This is a genomic window from Patescibacteria group bacterium (genome assembly GCA_040390045.1).
In the GTDB taxonomy this organism is placed as follows: domain Bacteria; phylum Patescibacteriota; class Minisyncoccia; order Phycocordibacterales; family SIBU01; genus SIBU01.
The window spans coordinates 130,540-137,955 of the sequence record JAZJZC010000004.1 but is presented as its reverse complement, the minus strand read 5'-3'; the positions used below and the strand labels follow the sequence as shown (position 1 = coordinate 137,955).

Annotated in this window: 7 protein-coding genes; 4 read left to right on the top strand and 3 right to left on the bottom strand. The window is 41.4% G+C overall.

Annotated elements, in window-relative coordinates:
• Positions 1–140: 140 nt before the first annotated feature.
• Together rplI and V4467_04340 are read right to left on the bottom strand one after the other, a co-directional pair.
• Positions 141–584, bottom strand: coding sequence for a 50S ribosomal protein L9 (gene rplI / locus V4467_04345; protein ID MES2088189.1), 444 nt, complete (start codon positions 582–584; stop codon positions 141–143).
• A gap of 5 nt (positions 585–589) precedes the next feature.
• A complete protein-coding gene (locus V4467_04340) occupies positions 590–1,873 on the bottom strand; it encodes a S41 family peptidase (protein ID MES2088188.1) in 1,284 nt (427 codons plus the stop codon).
• Between the two features lie 191 nt (positions 1,874–2,064).
• Here V4467_04340 and V4467_04335 point away from each other — a divergent pair, with 191 nt between their 5' ends.
• Genes V4467_04335 through V4467_04325 form a run of 3 tightly spaced genes read left to right on the top strand, consistent with a single transcriptional unit; the run spans position 2,065 to position 4,868 of the window.
• Positions 2,065–2,985: a CorA family divalent cation transporter gene (locus tag V4467_04335; protein MES2088187.1), complete on the top strand. Its 921-nt coding sequence runs from the start codon at positions 2,065–2,067 to the stop codon at positions 2,983–2,985.
• Complete coding sequence (cysS, locus tag V4467_04330) at positions 2,982–4,397, top strand: cysteine--tRNA ligase (protein ID MES2088186.1); 1,416 nt, start codon at positions 2,982–2,984, stop codon at positions 4,395–4,397. The genes V4467_04335 and cysS overlap by 4 nt, the downstream gene beginning before the upstream one ends.
• A 6-nt stretch (positions 4,398–4,403) precedes the next feature.
• A complete protein-coding gene (locus V4467_04325) occupies positions 4,404–4,868 on the top strand; it encodes a hypothetical protein (protein ID MES2088185.1) in 465 nt (154 codons plus the stop codon).
• Between the two features lie 10 nt (positions 4,869–4,878).
• Here the strand turns inward: V4467_04325 and V4467_04320 are convergent, their stop codons facing one another.
• Positions 4,879–5,568, bottom strand: a complete 690-nt coding sequence (locus tag V4467_04320) for a nucleotidyltransferase family protein (protein MES2088184.1) — start codon at positions 5,566–5,568, stop codon at positions 4,879–4,881.
• Between the two features lie 358 nt (positions 5,569–5,926).
• On the opposite strand from V4467_04320, the gene dnaB reads away from it, so the two are divergent.
• The gene (gene dnaB / locus V4467_04315) at positions 5,927–7,318 is read left to right on the top strand and encodes a replicative DNA helicase (protein MES2088183.1); all 1,392 of its coding nucleotides are present in this window, start codon (positions 5,927–5,929) and stop codon (positions 7,316–7,318) included.
• Positions 7,319–7,416 lie beyond the last annotated feature (98 nt).

Genomic DNA, 7,416 nt, shown 5'->3' with positions numbered 1-7,416 from the left:
AGGCTGGAAAATAACAAACGAATTTGTACGATATATCGTACAAAATTTTCCATGCTTACTTTAGAAACCACGGTCTCTAAAGTAAGCCCGGAAAAGATTAAACTGGAAAATAACAAACAAATTCGAGTAGCAATTTTAAGCTACAAGCCGCTAATTTCCAGTCTAAGTTTTGCAGTCTTGTCCTTAACCTTAATTTCCACAACGTGCTTCCCCACTTCCTTGATAGGTTTCTCAAGCACTATGAAGTCCGGTAGTAAGTCGATATTTTTTTCCTCCCGAAGGCGTTTAATAATTTCCTCCTTATGAATTCCTGCAAACAAATTGCCCTTTTCGTTGGCTTTTTCCTTAATGAGCAGTGTGGTACCTTCAATAGATTTCAAGTTTAGCAACAAAAGATCTTCCTGAATTTTCTGATGAGTTTTATCTTCCAGTTTAATTTTCTCAATTTTTTTGACCGCATTTGGAGTAGCAATTTCCGCCAGCCCTTTAGGAATCAAAAGATTAAGCGCATGACCATCTGAAACATTCTTAATATCATATTTTTTACCGATCTTTGGTACGTCGTGAAGTAAAATTATTTTCATGTGATTTATTTGGTTAATAGTTTATATGCTGCCTCCATTTGAGGGTCCCTACCTTTTTGTACGTCGCCTTCTGTTATATCTACCTTCACATCGGGCGTGATACCTTTAAGTGAAATTGACTTGCCCTTAGGCGTTAGCCATCGCGCCACGGTGACTTTGAGTGATGTATCAGGTGTGATGTCGACAAGCTCCTGCACAGAACCCTTACCGTAGGTCGTTGAGCCGACAAGTTTGGCTACACCGTATTCCTGAAGCGCTCCAGCTAGGATTTCTGAGGCCGAGGCTGATCCCCCGTTTACTAGTACGGCAAATTTCAATTTATCGCTAAAGATTCCAGAACTGTCTGCGCGACTACGGTAGACATTTGGGACTTGGTTTTTACCAAAATCTTCTGTAACTATAATCTTTCCTGCAGGCAAAAACCAGCTTGCCATATCAACGGCGGCACTCAAGTATCCGCCTGGGTTACCGCGCAAATCTAGAATCAATTTGTCTGAACCCGATTGAACAAATTCTCTCAAAGCATTGCGGAAGAGGTCTGGCGCGGTTTGAGAGAAGCTGTAGAGTCTGATTACAAAGACACCATTTTCCTGGAGGCTCGTTGGCTTACTGGCGGTGGTTGTGCCGGACTTACTACTAGTTGAAGTTCTAACTTCAGTATCAATAGTTGGAATGGCGATAACTCCGCGGGTTATTTTGATTTCAATTGGTCCCTTTTTTTCGTCGCGAATAACGGTTAAAACAACTTGAGTGTCTTTTTTTCCATGAATTAGTCTTACTGCTTCTTCAACCTTTAATCCTTCGGTTGAGGTACTATCAATTTTAATAATTTTATCTCCAGGCAGCATTCCCGCTTTTTCTGCCGGTGAGCCTTTGAGGGGGGTGATAACGGCGAGTATGCCGTCTCTAATTCCCACTTCCATACCGACGCCCTCAAAATTTCCACTGATTTCGCTGGCGAATTCCTTAGAGTTTTCTGGTGAGAAAAATACGGTGTATGGATCTTTAAGCGAAGCAGTCAAACCTTCAATTGCTCCCCAGACCTTATCTTGATCTAGTGTCGTACTAGCCGAAGAAACAAATTTTTCGTTGAGCACATTCCAGGTTTTCCAAAAAGCGCTAAAATCAACTTTTTCATTTTTCCCAACCTCCTTGTTGTCCAAAGTCGTCACTTTTTCAATTTCAGGTTGTGAGTGAACGCCCATGAAAAATCCACCGGTAAAAGTGGCTCCGCCGATTACAATCACAGCGCATATAGGTACGATATGTTTCGAGAAAAAATTTTTCATAAGAAAGTCCGCCTATTATGTCAAAATAGAAAGACGCGGTCAATTTTTCTTCCCTCTCTATCGGTTTTCTTATGTTCGGTGCTCTGTGTTCCCCGCCCGTACCGAAGCGTTACCTGCCCGACTGGGTCATTCAGGCGGGCGTTCGGGCGGGCAGGTTCTATGTTGTGTAGCCAGTGTGTTATAATTTCCCTGTGATTTCAAAATTTAAATACAACAGTCTAACGTGGATTGACCTCGATCGACCGACATACGATGAGCTAAAACAGATTGTCACTGAGTGGGATATTCATCCGGCTGTGGCGCAGGAGCTTATTGCGCCAAGTGTGCGGCCAAAAGTGGAATTATATCCAAATTTTATTTACCTGATTTTAAATTTTCCCGTCGTTGAAAAAAAAGATTCAAGACGAGTGGCCGAGCTTCAGGAAATTGATTTTGTGATTGGTAAAAATTTTATTATAACCAGCCGGTATGGTGCGGTTGATTCCCTGCATCATTTTTCAAAAGTCTTTGAGGTTGATTCAATTCTCGACAAAACTCAAATGGATAAACATGCCGGTTTTGTCTTTTTTTACATGCTTAAAGCTTTGTATCAATCTGTCTCACAAGAACTCGAAGCTATCACCGGTTCGATCAATGAAATTGAAGAACACATTTTCAAAGGAAAGGAGCGCGCTATGGTTAATCGAATTTCGGAGGTTGGACGTGAACTTTTAGGTGTGAGGCGTGCGATCAGTTTGCATAAAGAAGTTCTAGAATCGTTTGAGGTAGCGAGTCAGCGATTTTTTGGACATGAATTTATTTTCCACTCACGGGCAATTTTAGGAGAATATTATAAAGTCCGAGGATCATTTGAAAGTAATTTTGAATTTCTCTCAGAGCTGCGCGAAACCAACAATTCCCTCTTGACTACCAAGCAGAATGAAGTGATGAAGACTTTTACGGTCATGGCCTTTATCACCTTCCCCTTGATGTTGGTTACTGGAATTTTCACCATGCACGCCAAAATTCTTCCCATTTTTGGAGACCCAATTGATTTTTGGGTGATTATTTTGGGAATGGTTTTGCTCGTGCTTTTGTTTCTTGTTATCTTTAAGAAAAAGAGACTGTTATGATCACCCTCTTCAATACCTTGAGCGGAAAAAAAGAAGAATTCAAACCTCTGAAAAAATCAGAGGTCACTATGTATAACTGTGGTCCGACGGTTTACAACTACGCTCACATTGGTAATCTCCGAGCCTACGTTTTTGTAGATATTTTACGGCGAACTTTTGAGTACAATGGCTACACGGTCAAACAGGTTATGAATCTTACAGACGTCGGCCATCTTACAGGCGACTCTGATGATGGTGATGACAAGATGGTTAGGGCACTCAAGCGCGAAGGTAAACCTTTCACTTTGGCCGCGATGCGCGAAGTCGCAGATTTTTATTCCGAAGCTTTTAAAAAAGATTTGCTAGCGCTCAATTGCGAAATGCCGCATGAGATGCCGCGAGCGAGCGATCATATTGCAGAGGATATTGAAATCGTTGAGAAACTACTGGAGAAAGGTGTTGCCTATCCGACCAGTGATGGAATTTATTTTGATACTAGCAAATTTCCCGCCTATGGAAAATTGGGTAACATTAATCTCTCCGGCCAGCTTGCCGGAGCTCGAGTCGCGGTTAATTCTGAGAAAAAAAATCCCGCAGACTTTACACTCTGGAAAAAATCAGCCAACGACATTGGTTGGGAATCTCCTTGGGGGAAAGGTTTTCCGGGTTGGCATATCGAATGTTCGGGGATGTCTAGAAGATATTTAGGTCAACCGTTTGATGTCCACACGGGCGGGATTGATCACATTCCTGTGCATCATAATAATGAAATTGCGCAATCAGAGGCGGCGTATGATGTTCCGCTTGCGAATTATTGGCTACATAACGAGCACTTGATCGTGGCTAGTGGCAAAATGGCAAAATCGGGGGATAATTTTATTACGTTACAAACGCTTACAGAGAAAGGTATTGATCCCCTTGCCTATCGCTATTTTTTACTACAAACGCACTATCACTCCCCTCTCAACTTTAGTTGGGAAGCTTTGGAAGCGGCGCAGACAGCATACAGGCGTTTAGTGGCTCAGTTTTTAAAAATTAAAAAAGAAATTACAAGCTCTAAAGAAAGTGAATCAGAAGCTAAGCCTCAGATTGCTTTGCTCACGAAAAATTTAAATAATGATTTAGATACCAGCAGTATCATTGCGTCTATTTGGTCTACATTTGAAAACACCGATTTTTCTTCTGTTGCCAAGATTCAGATTGTGAAAGAAATTGATCAAATGCTTGGGCTCAATATTGAAAATCAGGCTAAAAAATTGTGGCAAGAAATAAAAAATATTCCAGAAGAGGTTAAAAAAATACAAAGTTTGCGTGACGAGGCGCGTACGGCCAAAGATTGGAAAAAATCAGATGAATTGCGCAGAGAAATCGATGCGCTTGGTTTTGTTGTCGAGGATATGGAAACTGGATCTAGCATTAGGCCTAAAATGTAATTTTATATGAATAATCATGAGTTAGGGGCGGGTTCACCAGAAAGCCTAATCGCAGTTGAGCCAGTATCAATTGAGTATGAACTGACCGATGATCTCGGGAGGGTCGTAGCACCAAAGATAAAATCTTTTGACCTGTCAAGCAACGCAAAGCCTGGAAAAGTATTTTTCGACGGGTATTTTGAATGTTCGCGAGGAAGTTTTGCGTTTCAAGGTGACGTTTCTAAGGCGGTAGAAATTTTTAAGGCAATACGTCGTTACCTCGTTTGCTCAGCAGAATTGGAAAAGTTAGACATGAGCCTAAAAGCAGTTCACGCACGAGAAGAGTCCGCAGGTGAGACTTTTCGTTATCACAATGACTCAAGCCGCTTAGAGGCAGTTTGGCGTGAAGCCGAAGAAATTTCTGAAAAGATAAAACCTTTAAAGTTTGAATATAGACGGCTGACAGATGAATTGGCTCCTTGCAAAATTTGATAGATGCTTTCTACTTTGACTTAGTTTTTTTGGTCAAAAGTTTTTCGGTGCGCTCCAAATCCTCCGGGCTCGTGATCTGGTGCCAGCTTTTTGATTCAACAATATTAATTTTAGAATCTTTGACGGCCTTGATCAGTGTTTGTGGCAATCCAAATTCGCCAGATGGAATCTGCACAAGTGGATATTTAAAAATGTCGGTGTTAAGAACGTAGAGTCCGGTGTTAAAGAGCATGCCTTGACTGAGCTCAGTTCCTTCTATGATGTCCGTAATGTGTTTGTGTTCATCGATGATCACGCGGGCGCCTCTGCCCTTCTCTTCCACCTTTTTTACTAATATGGCTTGAGGAAATTTTAGGCACGCTTCCAAATCTTCCTTGCTGTAAATGTCATCTCCCATCATCACCATAAATCTTTCTTTCAAGATTTTTTCAGCCTCCTTGAGCGCCATCATAGTTCCCATTGGTTCTTTTTGTTCTACGTAGGTAATTTTCAAACCATTGTAATTGTCGCCAAAATGCTTCCGAATCATGTCACCTAGGTACCCAATCACGATAATAACCTCGTCAATTTCCTTAGGAAGAATCGATAATTTGTGTTCAATTAAGTTGTTGCCAAGAACAGTAAGCAAGGGCTTCGGCATATTTTCCGTAAGCGCTTTCATTCGTTTGCCTCTTCCGGCGGCTAAGATAACTAATTGCATCCCGTAGTGAAATTTCAGATCGTCCTTGCGGACATCGCAAGTTGAAATCCAAATTATTATATTACTAATGGTGTTCTATTTCTTATAACTCGCTAGGCTAACCCGCAATCTGAAATTCTACTACGGGATGCATAGTGCGGAAATTCTAGCACGTTATAAGTAAAATACTATATTGCCCTTCGATACGAAATACGGGCTAGCGAAAATACGAAATTATACGAAAACCGTAGTGGTGGTAAAAAACTTTCGTATAATTTCGTATTTTCGTAGATAATTTTCGTATCCCCATTTTGCCCACACGTTACGCACGTTTCTCTATTGCAAGGGGTTTCTTGTCTTGTGCTACAATGCCAACACTATGAACACCAAAGTTGGAAATTTTTCCAAACCAAAACTACGAATTCCCCCACAAAACAATGATGCTGAGTTGGCGCTCTTGGGTTCCATCATGCTCAGGCCCGATGCCATCAACGAAATTTTGGACGTGGTTAAAGCAGAGTCGTTTTATTCTGAAAAAAATCGGATTATTTTTAAGGTGATGATGGAGTTGTTTGGAAAAAATACTCCTATTGACCTTCTGTCACTTTCTTCACGTCTTCAAGAGAAAGGTATGATCGAACAAATCGGTGGATCAGCTTTTCTTGCGGAATTAGTGCAAAATGTCCCCTCTTCGACTAACGCCAAGCACTACGCCGAAATCGTTCAAAAAAAATCGATGATGCGGAATTTGATTTCCGCTGCTGAGCGCATTTCCGAACTTGGGTTTGATGAAGGTCAGGATTTGGAACAACTACTCGATCAAGCCGAGAAAAATATTTTTGAAGTTACCAACTTTTCTGGCGTTCACAAATTTGTCGACATTAAAGACACTTTGGTTGAAGCATGGGAACGACTCGATCGACTCCATAAATCGAAAGCTGAACTCCGCGGTGTACCAACTGGTTTTAAAGAACTCGACAATAAACTAGCTGGATTCCAAAATTCGGATTTGATTATTCTCGCGGCACGACCATCAATGGGAAAAACTGCTTTAGCGCTTGATATTGCCAGACAAACGGCGATCAATCACAACACTCCTGTCGGTATTTTTTCTTTGGAAATGAGTTCACAACAGCTTGTGGATCGAATGCTTGCCTCAGAGTCACGTGTTGACGCCTGGAAATTGCGCACCGGTCAGCTTAATATGGAAGTCGAGTTTGATAAAATCCGAGACTCACTCGACAAACTTTCAAAAGCCCCAATTTACATTGATGATCAACCGGGAAATAATATTTTGAAGATGCGCTCGATTGCTCGTAGACTCAAAAGTGAAAAAGGCCTCGGGCTTATTATTGTTGATTACTTGCAACTCATGGTACCGACGAATGCGCGTCATAATGACAACTTGGTACAGCAAGTCACTGAGATTTCCCGCTCGCTCAAACATTTGGCCCGAGAGCTTGACGTGCCGGTGCTTGCCCTTTCACAGCTCTCGCGTGCCGTCGAGAGTCGCGGAGGCAAACCTCGTCTTTCTGACTTGCGAGATTCCGGTTCGATCGAACAGGATGCTGATGTGGTAATGTTTATTCATCGAGAAGATAAATATAACGAAAATTCTGACAGGCCGAATATTGCAGAAATTATGATCGAGAAGCATCGAAACGGTCCGACCGGAAAGGTTGATCTCTATTTTGATGATAAGAAAGCCACGTTTGTTTCGATGGAAAAAGGCGAATTTGGTGATTTTAATAAATCAGAAGCTGATTTCTGATACGAACATACGAAATGGATACGAAAATACGAAAATTTACAAAAACTTCAGTGATATTGCAACAGCTTTCGTATTATTTAGTATTTTCGTATTAAATT

Excerpts from the sequence above, each read along its gene's own strand:
- rplI (MES2088189.1), bottom strand. The coding sequence starts at position 584 with ATGAAAATAATTTTACTTCACGACGTACCAAAGATCGGTAAAAAATAT.
- V4467_04340 (MES2088188.1), bottom strand. The coding sequence starts at position 1,873 with ATGAAAAATTTTTTCTCGAAACATATCGTACCTATATGCGCTGTGATT.
- cysS (MES2088186.1), top strand. The coding sequence starts at position 2,982 with ATGATCACCCTCTTCAATACCTTGAGCGGAAAAAAAGAAGAATTCAAA.
- V4467_04325 (MES2088185.1), top strand. The coding sequence starts at position 4,404 with ATGAATAATCATGAGTTAGGGGCGGGTTCACCAGAAAGCCTAATCGCA.
- V4467_04320 (MES2088184.1), bottom strand. The coding sequence starts at position 5,568 with ATGCAATTAGTTATCTTAGCCGCCGGAAGAGGCAAACGAATGAAAGCG.
- dnaB (MES2088183.1), top strand. The coding sequence starts at position 5,927 with ATGAACACCAAAGTTGGAAATTTTTCCAAACCAAAACTACGAATTCCC.